The following is a 21,111-nucleotide window of genomic DNA, read 5'->3' as shown; positions in this document are numbered from 1 at the left end:
TCTGGGCCTCGCGCCCATGGGCGAACCGCGGTACCTGCAGGTAACGTGATTCGCGAGTCGTCACAGGGAGGCGTCCGTCGTGGCCACGCGCAAGAACGCAGCTGCAGCACCGCAAACCCATGCCGCCCCTCCGATCACCGGCAGGCTCGGGCCCGCCGAACGCGAGGAGTCGTGGCACCGACTGGGGGCGGAGACGTTCGACGTCGTCGTGATCGGCGGTGGTGTGGTCGGTGTCGGCGCCGCACTGGACGCGGCCACCAGAGGGCTGCGGGTGGCGCTCGTCGAGGCCCGTGACCTGGCGTCCGGCACGTCGAGCCGGTCCTCCAAGCTCTTCCACGGCGGCCTGCGGTACCTGGAGCAGCTGGAGTTCGGCCTGGTCCGGGAAGCACTGCGCGAGCGCGAGCTGATGCTGACGCGCATCGCACCCCACCTGGTGAAGCCGGTGAGCTTCCTCTACCCGCTGACCAACAGGGTCTGGGAGCGCCCGTACACGGCGGCCGGCCTGTTCATGTACGACACGATGGGCGGCGCCCGGTCCGTGCCGGGCCAGAAGCACCTGACCCGAGCCGGTGCGCTCAGGCTGGTCCCCGCGTTGAAGCGCGACGCGTTGATCGGCGGCATCCGCTACTACGACGCCCAGGCCGACGACGCACGGCACACGATGATGGTGGGCCGCACCGCCGCGCACTACGGCGCCGTCGTGCGCACGTCGACGCAGGTGGTCGGCTTCCTGCGCGAGGCGGACCGTGTGTCCGGTGTGCGCGTCCGTGACGTCGAGGACGGCCGCGAGGTCGACGTGCGGGCACACGCGGTGATCAACGCGACGGGCGTGTGGACGGACGAGCTGCAGCGGCTTTCGGGTTCGCGCGGCCGGTTCCGGGTGCGGGCGTCGAAGGGCGTGCACATCGTCGTTCCGCGCGACCGCATCGTCGCCGAGTCCGGCATGATCCTGCGCACCGAGAAGTCCGTGCTGTTCGTGATCCCGTGGCGCAACCACTGGATCGTCGGCACCACCGACACCGACTGGAACCTCGACCTGGCGCACCCGGCGGCGACCAAACACGACATCGACTACATCCTCGAACACGTCAACTCCGTGCTCGCGACCCCGTTGACGCACGACGACATCGAGGGCGTCTACGCCGGTCTTCGTCCACTGCTGGCGGGCGAGTCCGATTCGACCTCAAAGCTTTCCCGTGAACACGCCGTGGCTCGCGTCGCACCAGGACTGGTCGCGATCGCGGGCGGCAAGTACACGACGTACCGCGTGATGGGCGCGGACGCCGTGGACGCGGCCCACGTGGACCTGCCCGGCCGGATCCAGCCGTCCATCACGGACAAGGTGCCGCTGGTCGGCGCCGACGGCTACCACGCGCTGGTCAACCAGGCCGACCAGCTGGCGGCCAAGCACGGCCTGCACCCGTACCGCGTGCGGCACCTGCTGGACCGCTACGGCTCGCTCGTGCACGAGGTCCTGCTGCTGGCCGCGGACAACCCGGAACTGCTGAAGCCGATCCCGGCTTCCCCCGACTACCTGCAGGTCGAGGCCGTCTACGCGGCGTCGCACGAGGGCGCGATGCACCTGGAGGACGTGCTGACCCGGCGCACCCGCATCTCCATCGAGTACGCCCACCGCGGCGTCGAGTCGGCGGAGGCGGTGGCGCGGCTGATCGCGCCGGTGCTCGGGTGGGACGAGGACGCCATCAAGCGCGAGATCGAGATCTACAACGCGCGGGTGGAGGCTGAGCGGGCTTCCCAGACCAAACCGGACGACCAGGCGGCGGACGCGGTTCGTGCCTCGGCGCCGGAAGCGCGTCCCCAGCTGGAAGAGCCGGTGAGCTGATCAGGTGTCCTCAGGCTCCTCGAACACGACCACGTGGTCGTCATCGCGATAGGGCCTGAAGAACCGCCACTCCTCGTGGCGCACCGAACCTGTCCGCAACACATCGATCCGGAAGTCGTCCGAGAGCGAAATGGTCAGGTCACCCCACGCGGTGACCTCGGCCGACGTCACGACAACGGGTTCGGCTGCCAGATACGCGGTCAGCTTCCCGGCTCGCGCGTCGAACCTGTTGGCGCCCTGCACGTCCCAGTCGAACTCACCGTCGCCGGTCCAGCCCGGTCCCGGTTGGTGGACGTCGTACGACCCGGTGACGAGCTGATCCCCGTCGAGCACCCGCCACGGGCACTGGACGTGCAGCGCGTACTCGGCGACCTCACGGGTCTTGCCGTTGTGGTCCGCCACGACGCGGGACGGGCCGAACCCTGCCCAGACGAGGCCGGCGGCACGACCGATGTACTGCCACCGCTCACCGATCAGGTGCGCGAGAGAGCGGCGCGCTGCCTCGATCTCGGGCAGCGCGCCTCCGGCCGAATCGCTGCTCAGGCCAACGCTGCCAGCGCCGTGTGGACCATGACGCGGACACCCACGAGCAGGGCGCGCTCGTCCAGGTCGAACGTCGGCTGGTGCAGGTCGCGCTGCTTCTCGTGGCCGTTCCACACGCCGAGGCGCGCGAACGAGCCGGGCACGTGCTCCAGGTACCAGCCGAAGTCCTCGCCGCCGGACGACTGCTCGGTACCGGCCAGGGCGTCGTCGCCCAGGGCGGCCTCGATGCCGGCGCGCAGGATCTGGGTGGACTCGCGCTCGTTCACCACCGGGGGCACCCCGCGGCGGTGGTGCAGGTCGAAGCCGACGCCGGTCGGCAGCAGCAGGCCCGTGACCAGGTCCTTGACCAGCGGTTCGAGCTCGGCCCAGATGTCGCGGTCGCCGGTGCGCAGCGTGCCGCGCAGCAGGCCGTCCTGCGGGACGGCGTTGGGCGCCTCACCCGCGTGGACGGCGCCCCACACCAGGACGGTGCCGGAACGCGGGTCGACGCGGCGGGACAGCATCGTCGGCAGGCCGGTGATGACCGTGCCGAGGGCGTGCACCAGGTCCGCGGTGAGGTGCGGGCGCGAGGTGTGGCCACCCGGCGAGTTCAGCCGCAGCTCCAGCAGGTCCGACGCCGACGTGATGGCGCCGATCCGCGTGCCGATGCGGCCGACCTGCAGACGCGGGTCGCAGTGCAGGCCGAAGATCCGCTCCACACCGTCGAGGCCACCGGCGGCCAGCACGTCCAGCGCACCGCCCGGCATGACCTCCTCGGCCGGCTGGAACACCATGCGGACGCGGCCGGGCAGCTCCGTCGCCGACGCGAGCGCCAGTGCCGTGCCGAGCAGGACCGTCGTGTGGGCGTCGTGGCCACACGCGTGCGACACACCGTCCACAGTGGACGCGAACGGCAGGCCCGTGTTCTCGGGCAGCGGCAGCGCGTCCATGTCGGCGCGCAGGGCCACACAGCGAGGGCCGTTGCCGACGTCGCAGATCAGGCCGGTGCCGCCGGGGAGGATGCGGGGCTTGAGGCCGACCTCGCGGAGCAGCTTCGCCACCAGCTCGGTGGTGTTGTACTCGCGGCGGGACAGCTCGGGGTTGGCGTGGATGTGGCGGCGCCAGGCGACGACGTCGGCGGCGTGCGCCTTCAGCCAGTCGTCCAGCCACGCGGGGCCGCGGCCCTCTCCCAGATCATCCACAGGAGACATGCTCACCCCGGTGGGGTCGACGAGCATCTCGGTGGACGTCTTCACGGAGGAAGAGCCGGAGGGGCGTGAGTCCAGAACCGTCATGCCGCACCTCCGCGGGCCAGCAGCCGTGCGCGCTGCTGGGAATCGGTGGCTGTCGCGATCGTCGTCCAGGCCATGGCAAGTGCTCCATCGAGCAATGCACGGTCCGCCGACGCCGAGGCACAGGCGGTCGCGAACTCTTGTTGGTGGTTCACCGCGTCTCCGCAGTCAATGGCAATGGTCGGGTGGATAGCGGGCAACACTCTTGTGACGTTGCCCATGTCGGTGCTCCCGATCTTCTCTCGCTGTTCCTGCTCGGGCGAGAGCGGGCGTCGTCCCAGGTCAGTGGCAGCACGCCGGTAGGCGTCCGCGAGCCACGGGTCGGGAGTCAGCTCGGCGTAGATCGGTGAGACCTGCACGACCTCATGGGTGCAGCCGGTCGCGAGCGCGCCGGCTTGGAAACAGTCCCGGATCCGGTTCTCCAGGCGCTGCAACGATTCCAAGTTCTCCGCCCTCACATCGAACATCGCGGAGGCGCGGGCGGGTATTACGTTCGGCACGGTGCCGCCGTTGGTGACGATGCCCGTGACCATCTGACCGGGTTCGAGGTGCTGACGCAGCAGGCTGATCGAGATCTGCGCGACGGTCACCGCGTCCGCGGCGTTGATCCCCAGGTGAGGGGCGGCGGCCGCGTGTGACGGCTTGCCCTTGTAGTGCACCTCGAGGTCGGTGATGGCGAGCGATCGGGCGGCACACGACTCGTACGGCGCCGGATGCACCATCATCGAGAACGAGACGTCGTCGAACACGCCTCGTTCCAGCATGAGCACCTTGCCGCCGCCGACCTCCTCCGCCGGCGTCCCGATCACCTTCACGGTGATACCCAGACGGTCGGCGATGTCACGCAGGGCGAGTGCCGTGCCGACCGAAGCTGCGGCGATGACGTTGTGCCCGCACGCGTGCCCGACCTCGGGCAACGCGTCGTACTCAGCGCAAAGTCCCAGCACCAGCTCGCCGTCGCCGTAGGTCGCGACGAACGCGGTGTCGAGGTCTGCCACACCGCGGTCGATCTTGAAACCCTCGCGGGCCAGCAGGGAGGTGATCTTCTCGACGCTGCGGTGCTCGGCGAACGCGAGCTCGGGCTCGGCGTGCAGAGAGTGCGAGAGGTCCAGCAGCGCGTCGGAGTACCGCTCGACGGTCGAGCGTGTGCTGATCTTCAAGTCGGTACCCATTTGCCACCATCCTGCATCACCACCTCTGGGACGCGGCGCGCTGATGATGATCAACCGGCTGGCCGGTCGCAGCGCTGCGCCAAGCGGCGAGCGAGTTTCGGTCTGACCGATCAACGATGACGCAAATGGTCGAGAAGCACGCTTAATTTTGACTATTACGTCCCACCATCTGGGACGAGTCGCCGCAGCTCGAACGACCGCTCGGCGGCCGCCGGGTCAGCCCTTCTTGGCCGCCCGCTCCTTGCGCCACTTCACCCACCGCTTCTTGTTGCGGTAGTAGACCAGCGCGAACAGGCCCAGCGCGATCGCGCCGATCCACAGCTTGCGCTTGGTCTCCTGCCGTACCTCTGGCGACGGCTCCTGCGGCGCGTTCACGTCGGGAGCCGGGTTCACGGCCGTCGTCTGCTGCGCTGCCACGACAACGTTCGCGCCCTCCTCAGCAATGGATGTCCCGGCGATCCCGAAGACGCCCATCAGCGCGAACACGCAGGCCAGCAGCAACCTCGACATGGCCTGAACTCTACCTCGAATACCACGATCGAAGGTCACCCAAACTAGTTACAACGCCTACCGAGAGTCCGATTGGAACGCCTTCAAAATCTGCTCCGCGGCCAGCGTCGCGGTCAGCTCGCCCGACCTGACCTTCTCCTCCAGTGAGGGGGCCAACGCGCGCACGGCGGTGCTCTCCCGCACCTGCCGCCACAGTTCGTCGTGAACCATCATCCAGGTCCATTCGACCTGTTGGCGCCGTCGACGCTCGTCCAGTTCGCCCGCGTCCCTCAAGGTGGCCCGGTGTTCCAGCACGCGGGACCACAGCTCTTCGAGCCCGTTCCCGGTGAGGCCCGAACACGTCAGCACCGGCGGGTGCCACAACGCGTCCGGCGCGCGCAGCAACTTCAACGCCCCGGCCAGCTCCCGCGCGGCCTTGCGGGCGTCCAGTTCGTGCTCACCGTCGGCCTTGTTGACCGCGATGACGTCCGCGAGCTCCAGGATGCCCTTCTTGATGCCCTGCAGCTGGTCACCGGTGCGCGCGAGGGTCAGGAACAGCGAGCAGTCCGTCATGTTCGCGACGGCCACCTCCGACTGCCCGACGCCGACGGTCTCGACCAGCACGACGTCGTAGCCGGCGGCCTCGACCAGCACGATCGTCTCGCGGGTGGCCTGTGCCACACCGCCGAGCGTGCCGGACGTCGGCGAGGGCCTGATGAACGCCTCCCGGTTCACCGACAGCCGCTGCATGCGCGTCTTGTCACCAAGAATGCTGCCGCCGGTGCGAGTGGACGACGGGTCGACGGCGAGCACCGCGACCCGGTGCCCCTTCTCGGTCAGCATCGTGCCGAGCGCGTCGATGAACGTCGACTTGCCCACGCCGGGCACGCCGGTGATGCCGACGCGGATCGCGTTGCCCGACTTGGGCAACAGCTCGATCAGCAGCTCCTGCGCCTTCGCGCGGTGGTCCGCCCGCTTCGACTCGACGAGCGTGATCGCTCTCGCGAGCACCCCGCGCTGACCCTCGAGGACACCTCTGGTCAGCTCGGCGACGTCGATCACCCTAGCCATGATGGCCGAGCTGATCTGCGAGTTTCACCAGTAGATCCTTCGCCGCGTCCGCGATGACCGTGCCGGGCGGGAAGATCGCCGCCGCACCTGCCGCGTACAGCTCGTCGAAGTCCTGCGGCGGGATCACGCCACCGACGACGATCATGATGTCCTCGCGGCCGAGCTTGGCGAGTTCCGCCCGCAGCGCCGGAACCAGCGTGAGGTGGCCGGCCGCCAGCGAGGACACGCCGACGATGTGCACGTCGGCCTCGACGGCCTGCCGCGCGACCTCCTCCGGCGTCTGGAACAGCGGACCGACGTCGACGTCGAAGCCGAGGTCCGCGAACGCCGTCGCGATCACCTTCTGGCCGCGGTCGTGGCCGTCCTGCCCCATCTTGGCGACCAGGATGCGCGGACGGCGGCCTTCTTCCTCCGCGAACGCCTCGACGACCTCGCGGCAGGCGTCCACGTTGGACACTTGGCCGACCTCCTGGCGGTAGACACCGGTGATGGTGCGGATCTGCGCAGAGTGCCGGCCCCACACCTTGCCGAGCGACTCGGAGATCTCGCCGACCGTGGCCTTGGCACGGGCCGCTTTGATGGCGAGCTCGAGCAGGTTGCCGTGGCCGCCCGCCGCGTTCGTGAGCGCGTCGAGCGCACTGTCCACAGCGGACTGGTCGCGTTCTTCCCTGAGCCTGCGCAGCTTCTCGAGCTGCTGCGCGCGCACGCCGGCGTTGTCGACCTTGAGGACCTCGATCTGCTCGTCGTTGGTCACCAGGTACTTGTTGACGCCGATGACGGGCTGACGACCGGAGTCGATGCGCGCCTGCGTGCGGGCGGCGGCCTCTTCGATGCGCAGCTTGGGGATGCCCTCGTCGATCGCGCGGGCCATGCCGCCGGCCTTCTCGACCTCGGTGATGTGCTCCCAGGCCTTCGCGGCGAGCTCGTTGGTCAGACGTTCCACGTACGCGCTGCCGCCCCACGGGTCGATCACACGCGTCGTGCCGGACTCCTGCTGGAGCAACAGCTGTGTGTTGCGAGCGATGCGCGCGGAGAAGTCGGTGGGGAGGGCGAGCGCCTCGTCGAGTGCGTTGGTGTGCAACGACTGCGTGTGCCCCTGCGTCGCCGCCATGGCCTCGATGCACGTGCGCGCGACGTTGTTGAACACGTCCTGCGCGGTGAGCGACCACCCGGACGTCTGGCAGTGGGTGCGCAGGCTCAGCGACTTGGGCGACTTCGGGTCGAAGCCCTTGACCAGCTTCGCCCAGAGCAGGCGCGCGGCCCGCATCTTGGCGATCTCCATGAAGAAGTTCATGCCGATCGCCCAGAAGAAGCTGAGTCGCGGCGCGAACGCGTCGACGTCCAGCCCGGCTTCCCGGCCGGCGCGGAGGTACTCGACGCCGTCCGCGAGCGTGTAGGCGAGCTCCAGGTCGGCGGTCGCCCCCGCCTCCTGCATGTGGTAGCCGGAGATCGAGATGGAGTTGAACTTCGGCATGTGCTGGGACGTGAAGCTGAAGATGTCGGAAATGATCCGCATCGACGGCTGCGGCGGGTAGATGTAGGTGTTGCGGACCATGAACTCCTTGAGGATGTCGTTCTGGATCGTCCCCATGAGCTGCTCCGGCTTCACCCCCTGCTCCTCGGCCGCGACCACGAACAGGGCCAGGACCGGCAGCACTGCGCCGTTCATCGTCATCGACACGGACATCTTGTCCAGCGGGATGCCGTCGAACAGCGTGCGCATGTCGTAGATCGAGTCGATCGCCACGCCCGCCATGCCGACGTCACCCGCGACGCGCGGGTGGTCCGAGTCGTAGCCGCGGTGGGTGGCGAGGTCGAAGGCGACGCTCAGGCCCTTCTGCCCGGCCGCGAGATTGCGGCGGTAGAAGGCGTTCGACTCCTCGGCCGTCGAGAAGCCCGCGTACTGCCTGATGGTCCACGGCTGGTTGACGTACATCGTCGGGTACGGGCCGCGCAGGAACGGCGCGATGCCGGGGTACGTCTCCAGGAAGTCCAGTCCGTCCACATCGGACGGGCCGTAGACCGGCTTGACCGCGATGCCCTCCGGCGTCTCCCACACGGGCAGGTCGGTCTCGTACTTCGCCGACGGGAGCGGGCCGAGGTCGATGTCCGCGAAGTTGGGGATCATCGCCTGACTCCAAGGAACTCGAAGGTGTCGTTGAGGATTTGCAGTGCCGGGCAACCCATGTAGACGTGGCCGTCGACATCCGCGTCGCTCTTGCGTCCTGCCAGGAGTACCCGTTCCGCACCCGCCGCACGCAACGCCTCGACGGTCGGGACGGCGAGGTCGGCGTAGCTGCTGTCGCTGCCGCACACGACCGCGATGCGCGCGCCGGACGCCTTGAACTTCTCCACGACGTCCTCGGCGGTCCTGGTCGGACCCGCGTTCGGGGTGGCGAAACCGCCGGCGTTGAACAGGTTCGCGGCGAACGTGGCACGGGCCGTGTGCGCGGCGACCGGGCCGAGGGTGGCCAGGAAGACCTGCGGGCGTTCCGGCTGGGCGTCGGCCAGGTCGCGCAGCTCCTCGAAGGCCTGGGCGTACCGGACTCGCGGCAGCCCGAAACTGTCAGACCCGCCTGAGAAACTTGGGATGGGGGGTGCATCCCCCCTGGGGGCCTGCGAATCGGGATCGATTCCGACTGCGTGATCCCGGGCGGAGCCCTGCTCGACAGCGGGTTCGTGAGCGGAGGCCTGCTCGACAGCCGGTTCGCGGACGACCGGCTTCTCGGTCAGGTTCGGGAACTCGCTGACCCCGGTGATCGGGTCGCTCCGATCAGCGAGCCGCGCCGACCGCTTCTCCCAGGTGGAGGCGATCCGCGAGGCCACCAGAGACCCCGCCGCAGGCAGCCCGCCCGCCCGTTCGATCTCCTGGAACCACGCCCAGGCCTTGCCGGCCAGCTCGTCGGTGAGCTTCTCCACGTACCAGGACCCGGCCGCGGGGTCGATCACCTCACCGAGGTGCGACTCCTCCAGCAGCAGGTTCTGCGTGTTGCGCGCGATCCGGCGGGCGAACTCGTCCGGCAGCCCGATGGCCGCGTCGAACGGCTGCACCGTCACCGAGTCGGCGCCACCGAGGCCGGCGGCCAGGGTGGCCACCGTGGTGCGCAGCATGTTCACCCACGGGTCACGGCGGGTCATCATCGCTGACGACGTCACCGCGTGCTGCACCTGCGGCGCATCGGCACCGGACACCTCGGCCACGCGCGCCCACAGGCGGCGGGCGGCGCGCAGCTTCGCGATGGTCATGAACTGGTCGGCGGTCGCGGCGTAGCGGAACTCCAGCTGCGCGAACGCTTGCGCGACGTCCAGGCCCGCGTCGGTCAGCGCGCGCAGGTACGAGACGGCCAGCGCGATCGACGCGCCCAGCTCCTCGGAGTCCGAGCCGCCCGCGTCGTGGAACGGCAACGCGTCCACCACCACGGTCCGCAACGACGGGAACTGCCGGCAAGCCTGCTTGATGACGTCGAGCGAGGGGCCGTGGGGCTTCAGCGCCAGGTTGCCCCGCACCTGCTCGGCCAGCAGCGGGGCCTGGTCGTAGATCCGCAGCATCGTGCGCGCGGCCTCGACGTCGCCGTCCAGCACGATCGGCGCGAGGTCGAGGTACACGCCGTCCAGCACGCGCTCGAGGGAGGACGCAGGGAGCGCGAGCCACAAGGAGGTGACGCCACCCTCCAGATCGTTCATCACAGCGACCGGATCGGGCACGGTGTGGCGCTGGCGGACGTCCCAGCCCTGCTTGGCGGGCACCAGCGCATAGGGAGGCAGCGCGTCGTCGAGCGTGTAGAGCGGCTGCAGCTCGATGCCGTCATAAGTCCTGGTGACCAGCGATTCGAAGCTCGCCCCGGTCTTCGCGAGGACGGCGTCGACCAGCTCACGCCACTGTTCCCTCGACGCTGAGGGGAACTCGTTCGGGCGGAATCCGGCGGGCAAGGCCAACTCCATCATGCGTTGCAGTGTTACCGACCAGTACCGACACGGCTATGTGAGGTTCACCGCCGTTAACGATGCAGTCAGTGTCTCAGGAACAATGGTCCAGTGGAGAACCTTGAGCAGGAGCGCTTGATCGCGGCTCGGTACCGGCTGCTGCACCTGCTCGGACGGGGCTCGATGGGCACCGTCTGGGCCGCCCACGACGAGGTGCTGCGCAGGCAGGTCGCGCTGAAGGAGATCCTGCGACCGCCGGGCATGACGGACGTGGCCGCCGATGAGCTGCGCGAACGGACGATGCGCGAGGCACGGGCCGTCGCCGCCCTCTCCCACCCGAACCTCGTGACGCTCTACGACGTCGTTCAGCACGACGGCGACCCGTACGTGGTCATGGAACTGGTGCCGTCCCGCAGTCTCGGCGAGGTGCTGCAGGAGCAAGGCTGCCTCACCGAGAAGCAGGGCGCCGCGGTGATGGACGCCGTCGCGGCCGCGCTGGCTGCGGCGCACCGGGCCGGCATCACGCACCGCGACGTCAAACCCGGCAACGTGCTGATCGCCGACGACGGCAGGGTGAAGCTCACGGACTTCGGCATCGCGCGCAACGTCGCCGAAGCCACCATGACGGCACGCGGCATCACGCTGGGCACGCCCGCCTACATCGCGCCGGAGGTCGCCCAGGGCGGTGACGTCTCGGAGGCCGCCGACCGGTGGTCGCTGGGCGCGACGATGTGGGCGGCGATGGCCGGCGAGCCGCCGTACGTCGGCAAGAACGTCATGCTGACGATCAACGCGGTGATCAACGGCGACGTGCCGGTGCCGGCGGGTGCCGGACGGCTCGCGCCGGTGATCAGCGGGTTGATGCAGAAGGATCCGGCCGAGCGGCTCTCGCTGGTCGACGTGCGCAAGCAGGTCTACCCGCTGCTGCCGGAGCCGGGCACCGACGCGTTCGAGGTTCGCGAGTCCGTGCCGCTGCCGGTGGTCGTGCGGCCGAAGCCGAGGATCGAACCGGACGCGCCGCTGGCCGACGATCCTGGCCCGCTGCCGTTCATGGTCACCAAGCCGATCGCGCCGCAGCGGCCGCGCGGACGGGTCGCCACCACGTTCCTGCTGGTCGCGGCCATCCTGCTGTTCGTGGTGGGCTCCGGTGGCGGGTTCGCGCTGACGCGGCTGGCCGCGGGTGTGCCGTTGCTGCCGCCGACCCAGCAGACGTTGCAGACCCTGCCTACCCTCCCCACGGCACCGAGGCTCGAGCCGAGGACCGCGTCGGCGGTGACGGCGATCGGCGACCAGGGCGGCAAGTTCACGCTGAACGTCGAGGCGAGCTGGACGATGTACGCCGAGCAGCGCGCGGCCGACAAGCTGATGCCCGCCTCCGCGGTGGTGCACTTCGTGTCGCCGAGCGGCGCGTACGAGGTCGCGGTGCAGCGCTACCCCGACTACTACCCGAGGCGCGACATCAGCGCGTACACGGCGAGCGTGCAGGCACGGTGGCCGGGCAGGTTCTTCGGCGGCGAGAAGGTGCTCACGCCGAACCTCGCGGGGCCGCACAGCGAGGACGGCATCCAGTTCATCTACCGGACCGTCGAGGGTGACGAACCCAACGCGTTGCGGAGGTCGCACTTCTCCCGCGTGCTGCCGTACGGCAACGATCTGTGGGTGGTCGAAGTGGTGGTGCCCACAGAGCAGGAGGACGAGGCCCGTGTCCGCTTGTTCGACGCGATCGCCTCGACGTTCGCCCCGGTGTAGGCCGTGTCCTGCGGGTCACGTCCGCGATAGCCGCGCCCGAGAGGGTCCCTGGCGGCACCGCCGCGTCTCCCAAATACGCACGGTATGAGGGAGACGCGGCGGCACCACCATGAACTCCGCCCAGAGCCCGATCTGCACAGTCACGACTCTCAACGGACAGATCCACAGGACACGGCTTACGCTCTCGCGGTGACTCCAGAAGAGCTGGCCGGCAAGGCCGCGGAAGAGATCCAGAGCCGCACCGGCGTGGCGAAGCACGACATCGCGATCGTGCTCGGCTCCGGCTGGCGGCCCGCCGCCGACGTGATCGGCGAGCCGGCCACCGAGATCGGTGTCGGCGAGCTGACGGGCTTCGAGGCGCCGACCGCGCTCGGCCACGGCGGCACCATCCGTTCCGTCGAGGTGGGCGGCAAGAAGGTCCTCGTCGTCCTCGGCCGCACCCACGGTTACGAGGGCAAGGGCGTGCAGAAGGTCGTCCACGGCGTGCGCACCGCCGCTGCCGCGGGCGTGTCGACGATCGTGCTGACCAACGCTGCCGGTGGCCTGCGGCAGGGCATGACCGTCGGGCAGCCGGTGCTGATCTCCGACCACCTCAACCTGACCTCGCTGTCGCCGCTGGTCGGCGCGCGGTTCGTGGACCTCACGGACCTGTACTCGCCGCGGCTGCGCAAGCTGGCGCAGGAGATCGACCCGTCGCTCGAGGAGGGCGTGTACGCCGGTCTGCCCGGCCCGCACTTCGAGACGCCCGCCGAGATCCGGATGCTGCGCACGCTGGGCGCGGACCTGGTCGGCATGTCGACCGTGCACGAGGCCATCGCCGCGCGCGCCGAAGGCGTCGAGGTGTTCGGTCTGTCGCTGGTCACGAACCTCGCGGCGGGCATCACCGGTGAGCCGCTGAACCACCAGGAGGTGCTGGACGCCGGTGCCGCCGCCGCTCAGCGCATGGGCACGCTGCTGCGTGAGCTGGTGGACCGGGCATGAGTTTGACGCCGGCACTGCGTGACGCGACGTTCCGGTGGATCGCTGACGACCCGTCGGACGCGACTCGAACTGAGCTGCAGGGCGTGTTGGCACGGGCGATGGGTGGCGACTCCGCCGCCCTGGCCGACCTGCAGGACCGGATGGCCGGGCCGCTGACGTTCGGCACCGCCGGTCTGCGCGGGCCGGTGCGAGCAGGGACCAACGGCATGAACGTCGCCGCGGTCGTGCGCACCACCGCTGGTCTGGCGTCGTGGCTGGGCACTTCCGGCCTGGTGTTCGTGGGCCGCGATGCCCGGCACGGGTCGGAGGAGTTCGCCACCGCGGCGGCCGAGGTGATGGCGGCCGCGGGCTTCGACGTCCGGGTGCTGCCGGGTCCGCTGCCCACGCCGGTGCTGGCCTTCCTGGTGCGCAAGCACGGTGCGGTGGCGGGGATCCAGATCACCGCGTCGCACAACCCGCCAGCGGACAACGGCTACAAGCTCTACCTGGCCGGTGGCTCGCAGATCGTGCCGCCGTCGGACGGCGAGATCGAGAAGGCGATCGAGGCCGTGCCGGCGGCGGTGTCGGTGCCCCGGTCCCCCTCGTACTCAACGGTTTCCGAGGCCGAGATCGACGCCTACCTGGAGAGGGTGGCGTCGTTGCCGCGTGGTCAGTCGCGTTCGTTGAAGATCGCACTGACGCCGATGCACGGCGTTGGCGGCGCATTCGCCGTGGAAGCGCTGCGGCGCGCGGGCTTCACCGACGTGCACGTGGTGCGGTCGCAGGCGGTGCCGGACCCGGACTTCCCGACGGTGGTGTTCCCGAACCCCGAGGAGCCCGGCGCATCCGACGAGCTGCTTTCCCTTGCGGCGTCGGTGGAGGCGGACCTGGCGATCGCGCTGGACCCGGATGCCGACCGGTGCGCACTGGGCGTGCGCGACGGTGACACGTGGCGGATGTTGCGCGGCGACGAGACGGGCGTGCTGCTCGGGTCGCTCGTGCTGTCCACCACCGAGTCCGCGGATCCGCTGGTGGCGACGACGATCGTGTCGTCCTCGCTGCTGAAGTCGATCGCCGCCGCGCACGGTGCTCGTTACGCGGAGACCCTGACCGGCTTCAAGTGGCTGGCGCGGGCGGGCGAGGGCCTGGTGTTCGCCTACGAGGAAGCGCTCGGCAACTGCGTCGACCCCGAGCACGTGGCCGACAAGGACGGCATCTCGGCCGCGGTCGTCGCCGCCGACCTCGCCGCCGGGCTGAAGGCCTCCGGTCGCACGCTGCTGGACGCACTGGACCAGCTGGCGCTCGACCACGGCCTGCACCTGACCGACCAGGTTTCCTTGCGCTACACCGACTTGTCGCTGATCGGCGCGACGATGGCACGGCTGCGCGCCGAGCCTCCCGCCGACTTCGAGTCGGAGGACCTGCTGCCCGGCGCGGACGTGCTGCGCTGGACGGCGGACGGCGTGCGCGTGATCGTGCGGCCGTCGGGCACCGAGCCGAAGCTCAAGGCGTACCTGGAGGTCGTCGAGCCCGTCACGGACGGACTGGAGTCCGCCCGTGCCGCTGGTAGGGCTCGTCTGGCCGAGTTGCGCGAACGGGTTACCGCACTGGTCAGCTAGACAGCGCGATCATCAGGCAGATCGCGGCGAGAGCGAAGCCCCCGCCGGCCACCAGGTAGGCCCTTCTGGTCGGCGGGGTCACCGCGTTGCGGCGCCCCTCGGTGACCGCCGCGACGGCGATCCGCCCGAAGATGTACGCGATCGTGCAGAGCCCCACGCCGAGTCCGAGCAACATCGTGTTGACGTCCCACGGGCTGTGGTCGAACCCCGGCCACAGCGACGCGAAGAGGGGCCCGATCCCGATCATCCCGATGCCGATCGCAAGGCCGAAACCCCAGGTGATGCGACGCTGACGAGGACTGGTGGTCATAAGGGCGGTGGTCTTCATGGTCCCTCCTGTGTACACCCACTAGGACGTCTGACCGGCCGCGGGGTTCCGTTTGCAGAACAACAAGAACGCCTGCGGTCCGGCTTCGCCCACGCCCTTCTGACGTTGCAGGCGTGCCACCTCGTTGAAGCCGGCTTCGGTCGCGTTGCGCACGGTCTCGTCGATGTCGTGCCAGTACACCTCCAGATCGACGTCGTGGCCGTACGCGTGGGTCAGGTGCCGCTTCTGGTCACCCAGCTTGAAGGCGTGCAACAGGTAGCCGCCAGGCTCGACGACGCGGTGGAACTCCTGCCAGGGCACGGACTCCGCTGGCATGTGCACCGTGGAGTACCAGACGACCGCGCCGCCGAGGCTGTCGTCCTCCAGGTCCAGCTTCGTGATGTCGCCCTGCGTGAAGGTGAGGTGCGGGTACAGCTCGCGCGCCTGCGTGAGCATGCCTTCGGACAGGTCGACGCCGAACGCCTCCTTGCCGAGCTCGTGCAGGTGCTGCGTGATGCGTCCGGTGCCGCAGCCGAGGTCGCCGATCGGGTCGCCGGCCAGCTCGGCGAACGCGCGCATGATCGCGGCGTCGAGCGGTCGGCCGTCGTGCGCGTCCGGAATCAGGCGGGCATAGTCGGCGGCAACAAGGTCGTAGGAGGCGCTGGTCATGGTCATCTATGTTGCCGCCCATGGAGTACACGCGGCGTGACCTCGCACAGGCCGTGCTCGACGCACATCCCGACAGCAGTCGCGGCCTCAACATGTTCTACGGCGCGTTCAGCGACGACATGAAGGCGTTCCAGATCCGCCTGCGTGACGGCCTGCTGAGGGCGTTCGGCGTCGACCTCAACGCGCACATGCCGCTGAAGATGATGCTGAAGAGCACCGTCGACTCGAACGCCGCGATCACCTCACCGGGCAGCGGCTTCGGCGAGTTCAGCGCCATCGCCCGCAAACTGGAGGGCAGCGGCGTCATCGACCGGATGATGGAGATCGCCAGGCTGAACGACGAGTCGCAGAAGATCCACCTCGACATCGTCGAGGAGCTGCTGGGCCTCATGCGGCCGACGGCCGAGGTGGTCACCTCCGAGGACCTGAAGGCGCTCGGTGTGGACGACGATCCGCCGGACGTCAACGACTACGAGATGGACTACTGATGGCGCGGTTGCTGATCGTCCACCATACGCCGTCGCCCGCGCTGCAGGCGATGTTCGAGGCAGTCGTCGCCGGCGCCACCACGCCGGAGATCGAGGGCGTCGAGGTCGTGCGCCGGGCCGCGTTGTCCACAACTGCTGTGGATGTCCTGGAGGCCGACGGCTACCTGCTGGGCACGCCCGCCAACCTCGGCTACATGAGCGGTGCGTTGAAGCACTTCTTCGACACCATCTACTACCCGTGCCTCGATTCCACGCGCGGCAGGCCGTTCGGGCTCTACGTGCACGGCAACAACGACACGACGGGTGCGGTGCGGAGCGTCGAGACGGCCACGAACGGGTTGGGCTGGGAGAAGGCGGCGCAGCACGTGCTCGTCACGGGCGAGCCGGCGAAGGCCGACGTGGAGGCGTGCTGGGAGCTCGGCGCCACGGTTGCGGCGACCCTCGCGGGCTAGCCGCTACTGCCGGCGGGGCGTCAACTGCCCCGTCATGACGGCGTAGTTGGTGGGCAGGTAGGTGCCGTCCTCGCAGGCGACCAGCAGGCTGTCCCTCACGAGCAAGTCGACGTACTCCTCCAGGGTGTACCCGAGAAACCATGCGGCATCGGCGATCGAGCAGTTCTCGTCGTCGGCGACGCCCGGGGCGTGGTACCAGCAGATCTCGGCCTCACCGAACATCATGTTCGGGTCCTGCCGCATCTGCCGGTGGACCAGCCGGGCATCCAGTGCGGCCACGGCGGCCTGCACCGGCAGGTACAACTCATCGGTCTCCCGCACGAGCGGTGACCGGTAGACGAACACCTTCCCGCCAGCGCGTCGTGCCCACAGAAACGTCGATCGGTCGACGATGGTCTCGCGAACCACGGCGGCCCCCTCAGGCGAGTTGTCCACATGAACCCAGGGTTGTCCACAGCTTCTTGTCCCCAATCTGTGGACAACCCTGGGGATTATCTCGAACACATGTTCTAGCGACCCACAGCGCTCATGTCCGGGTACCGCTCCCCGGCGACAGCCGAAGCAGGCACAGCAGCTTCGATCGCGGCGAGATCGTCGGCCGACAGCTCCAAAGCGGCCGCCGCCACGTTCTCCTCCAGGTACTTGATCCGCTTCGTCCCCGGAATCGGCACGACGTCGGACCCGCGGTGCTGCACCCAGGCCAGCGCCAGCTGACCGGCCGTCACCCCGCGGTCCGCGGCCAGCGCCCGCAGCTCGGAGACCATCTTCAGGTTCGCGTCGAGGTTGGCACCGGAGAAGCGGGGCTGCGCGACGGCGCGGTAGTCGTCGGAAGAGAAGTCGGCGGAGGAGGTGAAGCGCCCGGTCAGCACGCCGCGGCCCAGCGGCGAGTAGGGCACCAGGCCGATGCCCAGCTCACGTGCGGTGGGCACGATCTCCGCCTCGATGTCGCGCGACCACAGCGACCACTCGCTCTGCAGCGCCGTGATCGGGTGGACGGCGTGAGCGCGGCGCAGCGTCGAAGCGCCCGCCTCGGACAGGCCCAGGAACCGCACCTTGCCCTCGGTCACCAGCTCGGCCATCGCCCCGACGGTTTCCTCGATGGGCGTGTCCTCCGGGACGCGGTGCAGGTAGTAGAGGTCGATCACGTCGGTGCCGAGGCGCTTCAGCGAACCCTCCACCGACGACCGCACGTAGTCTCGGTCGCCGCGGATGCCACGACGTTCGCCGTCGCGGACGATGCCGAACTTCGTGGCCAGGACGACCGAGGAACGGCGATCCGCGATCGCGCGGCCCACCAGCTCCTCGTTGACGTACGGGCCGTACATGTCGGCGGTGTCGAGCAGGGTGACGCCGAGCTCCAGGGCCCGGTGGATCACCGCGATCGACTCCGACTCGTCGCCGGCGCCGTAGAACTCCGACATTCCCATGCAGCCGAGACCCTGCGGCCCGACCTCCAGCTCTCCCAAGAAACGGCTCACGCCGTGGCCTCCAAGTCCCGCTCGACCACCGCGTAGTGGTCGATCTTGTAGTCGAGCACCTCCAGGCAGGTCTGCAGCTCCGCGATGCGGGCGCGGACGTCCGCGCGGTGGTCGACGAGGATTTGCTTGCGGCGGCCTGCTGTCAGGTCGCCCTTGTGCCTGAGCTGCGCGAACTCGCGCATCATGCGGATCGGCATGCCGGTCGTGCGCAGGCGCGTCACGAAGGCCAGCCAGCCGAGGTCCTCCTCCGAGTAGCTGCGGCGACCACCCGAGTCACGCGCGGGCGGGTCGACGAGCCCGATTCGTTCGTAGTAGCGCAGGGTGTCGATGGACAACCCGCTGCGCTGCGCGGCTTGGGCTATCGAGTAACTCACGAACTCGACGCTATGACCTAGAGCGCGCTCTAGGTCAAGCGGAATCCTTGGGAAGTCCCCACGCTTCGAGATGGCCCGCCATCTCCGGGACGTCGATCTTGTCGCGGCCCAGCGAGCGCACGAGGTCGAGTGCGTCGTCCTCGTCCGCGTCGATCCAGTAGCCGTTGATGTCACACATCGTGACGGCGGCTACCCAGCCGAGGCGCCAGTTGCCCTCGACGAGAGGGCGGGTTCGCACGATGGAGTCGAGTAAGGCGGAGGACTTCAACCACAGCGTGTCGTAAGCCTCCACGCCGAGAACGGTGGCGCGGGGACGGTACGCCGCCGTGTCCAGCAGACCGATGTCCCGGACGACGAGGTCGCCACCGGTCACGGCCGTGGCCAGCACTAAGAGGTCCCCGGCGTCGAGGTAGGAGATCACGGCACCCAGTTGATCACAGAGGTCTGACAGTTTCAGGAAGATCCGAGCCTATCCAAAAGACCTCGGTACTTGGGCAGGACTCGCCCGAGGACCTCCCCGAGCTTCTCCTCCTGCTGCATGCGCTGGTAGCGGTCCGCGATCGCGAGACGCACGACCTCCTGCTTGGAGCGACCCTCGGCCTGCGCCAGCTCAGCGAGCCGCAGGTTCTCCTCTTCGGTCAACCGCAAGGTCATCGCCATTCCACGGACGGTACCAATCTGATACCACGCAGACCAGCGGCCGTTAGGATTGCGTGATGCCCAGGCCCAAGATCCACGACGACGCTCTGCGACGGCGTCTGCTCGAGCGGGCGGGCGAGCTGCTCAGCACCGAGGGCCCTGCCGCGGTGAGCCTGCGCAAGATCGCCACCGACGTCAACACCTCGACGACGGCGGTCTATTCCCTCTTCGGCGGGAAGCCGGCGCTGCTCGAAGCGCTCTACGACGAGGCGTTCAGCCGGTTCGGCGCGCACCTGGCGGCCGTGCCCGTCACCGACGACCCCGTGGAGGACCTGCTCCGGATCGGACTCGCGTACCGGCGCAGCGCGCTGGAGGACCCGCGGTTCTACTCGGTGCTCTACTCGAAGGTCGTCGAACCTACGAAGGAGATGAGCCGCGCGGCCGGCCGGACGTTCGCGCCGGTGATCAAGGCTGTGCGCCGCGCGGTGGAGCAGGGCCTCTACCGGGCGGAGGACCCGGAGCAGATCGCCATGTCGATGTGGGGCATCGCGCACGGCCTGGTGAGCCTGGAGCTCAACGGCAACCTGCCGCCTGGCATCGATCCCGCCGCCACCTACGAGGTGGCGTTGCGCGCGCACAGCAGGGGCTGGCTGGCGGAATCCGGGGAGGCGGCCGCCGCGAAACCTCCCCGGACCCGCTGAACTGTCCGATCCGGACAGCCCGTCCTACTTCAAGGTCCCGTCCAGGGCCTTGATCAACTCAGCGTCCGCGGTGTCACCGTCGAGCGACCAGATCATCGCGCCGCCGAGGCGGTGGGCGTTGATGAAGCGAGCCTTGCGCTTCATCTCGGTCGCGTCGTCGAAGGTCCACCACGTCGTGCCGTCGTAGATCCACGCGAAGCCGGCGCGCTCGTCGCGGTAGATCTTGTACTTGGGGTCGGCGAGCTTGGGCTTGATGGTGTGGAAGTCCTCGTAGCCCGCCTCGTACGTGGCCGGCGCGGGCGTGCCCGTGCCGAACAGGCCGTTGCGGTCACCGGGTGCGACACCGGTCCAGCCGCGTCCGTAGAACGGCACACCGAGCACGGTCTTGGAGCGCGGCGCACCCCGCGAGAGCCACGCCTTGACCGTCACCTCGGAGCTGAACTCGAACTCCGACGGGTCGCCCTTGGGCACGCGCAGCGCGGACTGCTGGTTCGCCACCGGGTCCCAGGCACCGTGGTAGTCGTAGCCCTGCAACGTGCCGAACGTCAGGTAGCAGAACACCTTCCTGACCTCGAAGCCCCTGTCCACCTGCACCGGGTCGGCCGGGAGGAACGCCGTCAGGTCGCGGTTCCAGCCCATCTGCTTGCGATACTCGGCGAGCAGCAGGGTGAAGTTCTGCTTGTCCTCGGGACGCACGACGTTGGGCGGGTCCATGTTGCCGTTGCTGGCAGGCCACTCCCAGTCGAGGTCGACGCCGTCGAAGACGCCCTTCGCGGCACCCTCCGGCAGACCCGGCAGGTTGCCCTTGATCCACATGTCGGTGCACGACTTGACGTGCGCGGCGCGCGACTCGGGGGTCAGCGCGGCGTTGGAGAAGTAGCGCGAGCCCGTCCAGCCACCCAGCGAGATGTTGACCTTCAGCTTGGGGAACTTGGCCTTGAGCTGCTTGAGCTGGTTGAGGTTGCCCATGAGGGCCTGACCCGGCTCGTCGGCCTTGCCGCTGACGGACTGCTCCGCCGTGTACGGCATCTGCCAGTCGGCCCACGGGTCGGAGCTGATGCACCTGCCCGACTCGTCGAGGAACCCGAAGGCGTAGTTCAGGTGCGTGAGCCGCGCGGCGGCCCCGCTGTCGACGAGGTTCTTGACCCGGAAGTTCCGGCCGTACACGCCCCACTGGATGAAGTACCCGACCGTGCGGGTCTTCGAATAACCGTGGTGCCCATTGGTCTCGACATCGGCGTTCGCCGGCGCATAAGCCAGCGACGCGGACAGGGCGCCGACCACGAGGGTGGCGACACCCCATCTCCGTCTGGACATGGTTCTCCTCTTGCGGATCGCGGCAGCGGCGATGTGGTCCAGAGC

At 69.0% G+C, this 21,111-nt stretch carries 22 protein-coding genes; 7 read left to right on the top strand and 15 right to left on the bottom strand.

What is annotated here, in order from left to right; translation table 11 throughout:
* The first annotated feature begins 133 nt into the window (after positions 1 to 133).
* Complete coding sequence (locus tag ABFX45_RS10265; RefSeq protein WP_109639346.1) at positions 134 to 1,843, top strand: glycerol-3-phosphate dehydrogenase/oxidase; 1,710 nt, start codon at positions 134 to 136, stop codon at positions 1,841 to 1,843.
* Here ABFX45_RS10265 and ABFX45_RS10260 read toward each other — a convergent pair whose 3' ends face one another.
* From ABFX45_RS10260 to ABFX45_RS10230, 7 genes are all read right to left on the bottom strand, one after another.
* The gene (locus tag ABFX45_RS10260; protein WP_346129233.1) at positions 1,844 to 2,245 is read right to left on the bottom strand and encodes a hypothetical protein; all 402 of its coding nucleotides are present in this window, start codon (positions 2,243 to 2,245) and stop codon (positions 1,844 to 1,846) included. It abuts the gene before it with no gap.
* Between the two features lie 137 nt (positions 2,246 to 2,382).
* A complete protein-coding gene (locus tag ABFX45_RS10255; RefSeq protein ID WP_109639148.1) occupies positions 2,383 to 3,660 on the bottom strand; it encodes a M20 family metallopeptidase in 1,278 nt (425 codons plus the stop codon).
* Positions 3,657 to 4,829: a M20 family metallopeptidase gene (locus ABFX45_RS10250; protein WP_109639147.1), complete on the bottom strand. Its 1,173-nt coding sequence runs from the start codon at positions 4,827 to 4,829 to the stop codon at positions 3,657 to 3,659. The genes ABFX45_RS10255 and ABFX45_RS10250 overlap by 4 nt, the downstream gene beginning before the upstream one ends.
* 216 nt (positions 4,830 to 5,045) lie before the next feature.
* Complete coding sequence (locus tag ABFX45_RS10245; protein ID WP_109639146.1) at positions 5,046 to 5,339, bottom strand: hypothetical protein; 294 nt, start codon at positions 5,337 to 5,339, stop codon at positions 5,046 to 5,048.
* 57 nt (positions 5,340 to 5,396) lie between these two features.
* Positions 5,397 to 6,389, bottom strand: a complete 993-nt coding sequence (gene meaB / locus ABFX45_RS10240) for a methylmalonyl Co-A mutase-associated GTPase MeaB (protein ID WP_346129230.1) — start codon at positions 6,387 to 6,389, stop codon at positions 5,397 to 5,399.
* Positions 6,382 to 8,517: a methylmalonyl-CoA mutase gene (gene scpA / locus ABFX45_RS10235; RefSeq protein WP_346129227.1), complete on the bottom strand. Its 2,136-nt coding sequence runs from the start codon at positions 8,515 to 8,517 to the stop codon at positions 6,382 to 6,384. Before scpA ends, meaB begins: the two co-directional genes overlap by 8 nt.
* Complete coding sequence (locus tag ABFX45_RS10230) at positions 8,514 to 10,334, bottom strand: methylmalonyl-CoA mutase family protein (protein ID WP_346129225.1); 1,821 nt, start codon at positions 10,332 to 10,334, stop codon at positions 8,514 to 8,516. Before ABFX45_RS10230 ends, scpA begins: the two co-directional genes overlap by 4 nt.
* A gap of 90 nt (positions 10,335 to 10,424) precedes the next feature.
* Between ABFX45_RS10230 and ABFX45_RS10225 the strand changes: the two genes are divergently transcribed.
* The 3 genes from ABFX45_RS10225 to ABFX45_RS10215 all read left to right on the top strand — a co-directional run bounded on the left by ABFX45_RS10225 (position 10,425) and on the right by ABFX45_RS10215 (position 14,641).
* Positions 10,425 to 12,062: a serine/threonine-protein kinase gene (locus ABFX45_RS10225; protein ID WP_346129223.1), complete on the top strand. Its 1,638-nt coding sequence runs from the start codon at positions 10,425 to 10,427 to the stop codon at positions 12,060 to 12,062.
* Between the two features lie 189 nt (positions 12,063 to 12,251).
* Entirely contained in the window at positions 12,252 to 13,043 is a 792-nt protein-coding gene (locus ABFX45_RS10220; protein ID WP_112226878.1) for a purine-nucleoside phosphorylase, read from the top strand.
* A complete protein-coding gene (locus tag ABFX45_RS10215) occupies positions 13,040 to 14,641 on the top strand; it encodes a phospho-sugar mutase (RefSeq protein ID WP_346129221.1) in 1,602 nt (533 codons plus the stop codon). Before ABFX45_RS10220 ends, ABFX45_RS10215 begins: the two co-directional genes overlap by 4 nt.
* On the opposite strand, the gene ABFX45_RS10210 is transcribed toward ABFX45_RS10215, so the two are convergent.
* Positions 14,634 to 14,969, bottom strand: a complete 336-nt coding sequence (locus tag ABFX45_RS10210; protein ID WP_233439981.1) for a hypothetical protein — start codon at positions 14,967 to 14,969, stop codon at positions 14,634 to 14,636. The genes ABFX45_RS10215 and ABFX45_RS10210 overlap by 8 nt on opposite strands.
* Before the next feature lie 21 nt (positions 14,970 to 14,990).
* Positions 14,991 to 15,617, bottom strand: coding sequence for a class I SAM-dependent methyltransferase (locus ABFX45_RS10205; protein WP_346129218.1), 627 nt, complete (start codon positions 15,615 to 15,617; stop codon positions 14,991 to 14,993).
* Positions 15,618 to 15,637: 20 nt separating this feature from the next.
* Here ABFX45_RS10205 and ABFX45_RS10200 point away from each other — a divergent pair, with 20 nt between their 5' ends.
* Together ABFX45_RS10200 and ABFX45_RS10195 are read left to right on the top strand one after the other, a co-directional pair.
* The gene (locus ABFX45_RS10200; protein ID WP_346129216.1) at positions 15,638 to 16,105 is read left to right on the top strand and encodes a hypothetical protein; all 468 of its coding nucleotides are present in this window, start codon (positions 15,638 to 15,640) and stop codon (positions 16,103 to 16,105) included.
* On the top strand, positions 16,105 to 16,557 hold the full coding sequence (locus tag ABFX45_RS10195; RefSeq protein ID WP_109639138.1) for a flavodoxin family protein: 453 nt from the start codon (positions 16,105 to 16,107) through the stop codon (positions 16,555 to 16,557). The genes ABFX45_RS10200 and ABFX45_RS10195 overlap by 1 nt, the downstream gene beginning before the upstream one ends.
* A gap of 3 nt (positions 16,558 to 16,560) precedes the next feature.
* Here ABFX45_RS10195 and ABFX45_RS10190 read toward each other — a convergent pair whose 3' ends face one another.
* From ABFX45_RS10190 to ABFX45_RS10170, 5 genes are all read right to left on the bottom strand, one after another.
* Positions 16,561 to 16,965, bottom strand: coding sequence for a hypothetical protein (locus ABFX45_RS10190; protein ID WP_346129214.1), 405 nt, complete (start codon positions 16,963 to 16,965; stop codon positions 16,561 to 16,563).
* 101 nt (positions 16,966 to 17,066) lie between these two features.
* Positions 17,067 to 17,984 (bottom strand): aldo/keto reductase, encoded by a 918-nt coding sequence (locus tag ABFX45_RS10185; protein WP_346129627.1) that lies wholly within the window; start codon positions 17,982 to 17,984, stop codon positions 17,067 to 17,069.
* A gap of 47 nt (positions 17,985 to 18,031) precedes the next feature.
* Positions 18,032 to 18,409, bottom strand: coding sequence for a MerR family transcriptional regulator (locus ABFX45_RS10180; protein WP_109639136.1), 378 nt, complete (start codon positions 18,407 to 18,409; stop codon positions 18,032 to 18,034).
* 34 nt (positions 18,410 to 18,443) lie between these two features.
* Positions 18,444 to 18,830, bottom strand: coding sequence for a type II toxin-antitoxin system death-on-curing family toxin (locus ABFX45_RS10175; protein WP_109639135.1), 387 nt, complete (start codon positions 18,828 to 18,830; stop codon positions 18,444 to 18,446).
* Between the two features lie 32 nt (positions 18,831 to 18,862).
* Positions 18,863 to 19,069, bottom strand: a complete 207-nt coding sequence (locus ABFX45_RS10170; RefSeq protein WP_030470728.1) for a ribbon-helix-helix protein, CopG family — start codon at positions 19,067 to 19,069, stop codon at positions 18,863 to 18,865.
* Positions 19,070 to 19,125: 56 nt separating this feature from the next.
* Here ABFX45_RS10170 and ABFX45_RS10165 point away from each other — a divergent pair, with 56 nt between their 5' ends.
* Positions 19,126 to 19,749 carry a TetR/AcrR family transcriptional regulator gene (locus ABFX45_RS10165; RefSeq protein WP_109639134.1) on the top strand — a complete coding sequence of 208 codons (624 nt, stop codon included), beginning with the start codon at positions 19,126 to 19,128 and terminating at the stop codon, positions 19,747 to 19,749.
* Between the two features lie 24 nt (positions 19,750 to 19,773).
* Here ABFX45_RS10165 and ABFX45_RS10160 read toward each other — a convergent pair whose 3' ends face one another.
* The gene (locus tag ABFX45_RS10160; protein WP_109639133.1) at positions 19,774 to 21,066 is read right to left on the bottom strand and encodes a glycoside hydrolase family 18 protein; all 1,293 of its coding nucleotides are present in this window, start codon (positions 21,064 to 21,066) and stop codon (positions 19,774 to 19,776) included.
* Between the last annotated feature and the right edge of the window lie 45 nt (positions 21,067 to 21,111).

It is taken from the genome of Lentzea roselyniae (genome assembly GCF_039537795.1).
Taxonomy (GTDB): domain Bacteria; phylum Actinomycetota; class Actinomycetes; order Mycobacteriales; family Pseudonocardiaceae; genus Lentzea; species Lentzea atacamensis.
Note: the sequence above shows the minus strand (reverse complement) of the source record. Positions and strands in the feature narration are given on the sequence as shown.